This window comes from Spongiactinospora gelatinilytica, assembly GCF_003236385.1.
Lineage (GTDB): Bacteria > Actinomycetota > Actinomycetes > Streptosporangiales > Streptosporangiaceae > Spongiactinospora > Spongiactinospora gelatinilytica.
This window is the reverse complement of record NZ_POUA01000741.1, coordinates 1-1,213: the sequence shown is the minus strand read 5'-3', so window position 1 is coordinate 1,213 and position 1,213 is coordinate 1. Positions and strand designations below refer to the sequence as shown.

At 70.7% G+C, this 1,213-nt stretch carries 1 protein-coding gene; it reads left to right on the top strand.

The features are described 5' to 3' along the window. Positions 1-1,029: polyprenyl synthetase family protein (locus tag C1I98_RS39060; protein ID WP_306461955.1), on the top strand; the 1,029-nt coding region annotated here is incomplete at its 5' end. Positions 1,030-1,213: the final 184 nt, after the last annotated feature.

Sequence of the window (1,213 nt, the reverse complement as noted above, 5' to 3'; positions counted from 1 at the left end):
CCTCCGAACCCGAACCGGCGCCCGTCCAACGGCCCGCCGGCCGACGCCCCCGCCGGAACCCTCGCCGCGCACCCCGCCATCAGCGACGGACTCCGCCGGGTCGAAGCGACCATCCGGCGCCTCAGCAACTCCTCCAGAATCCCCGCGATCAACAAGGCCGCGGACAGGATCACCTCTGCGGGCGGCAAGCGGCTGCGGCCTGCACTCACCCTGGCGACCGGGCTCGCGCTCGGCGGCTCCATGACCCGGCGCCTGGTGACCGGAGCGGCCTGCGTCGAGATGATCCATGCCGGTTCACTGGTCCACGACGACCTCATGGACCAAGCCGCCGAACGCCGCGGAACCCGCACCCTCAACGCCGAACTGGGCGACCCCCGGGCACTCGTGATCGGCGACTTCATGCTGGCCAGAGCCGGGCTGGCCGCGCTCACCGCGGTGTCCCGCCCGGTCGCGGAGACCCTCGCGGCCACCGTCGTGGAACTGGCTGAGGGCCAGTACCAGGAGACCGCGAGCCTGTTCGACCCCGCACGTTCGGTCGAGGACGCGATGCGGTCCATCACCGGCAAGACCGCCTCGCTGTTCCGCACGAGCTGCCTGGTCGCCGCCCAGTGCGCGCACGCGTCCCCCGAACAGCGCGTACGGCTCGCGATGTACGGCGAGCGGTTCGGCGTGATCTTCCAAATCCTGGACGACCTGCTCGACCTGGCCGGCGATCCCGCCATCCTGGGCAAGCCCGCGGGCAGCGACCTGAGGCACGGCGTCTACAGCCTTCCGCTGCTGTGGTCCCTGCGCGACCCGAGCCTCGGCGACGTACGCGACCTGCTCGGCCGCCGCCTCACCGACGCCGAGGCCGACCGCGCACTACAGGCACTCCGACGCAGCGGCATGATCGACCAGACGATCGAACGATGCCGCCAGATCGCCGCCGAGACCGTGATCCCCGACCTCCCGCGCGGCGCGATCGCCGACTCCCTCGCCGCCCTCCCGGCCGCCTACATCAACTGGACCGCCGCCATGATCACCCGGTGACGGCGGCGGAACTGAACAGCAGACGCCCACCGCCAGTGCCCACGGAATAGCAAATTCCGGCACCGGCCATGGCTTCGCCGCACTTCCCGAGAAAGAAGCTTCTCGCAGCCACTTATTCATTCGCCCACCGCGGCCGCAAGCAGCCTCACACCACCGAACACACCAGCGCGACGACCACCCTTTC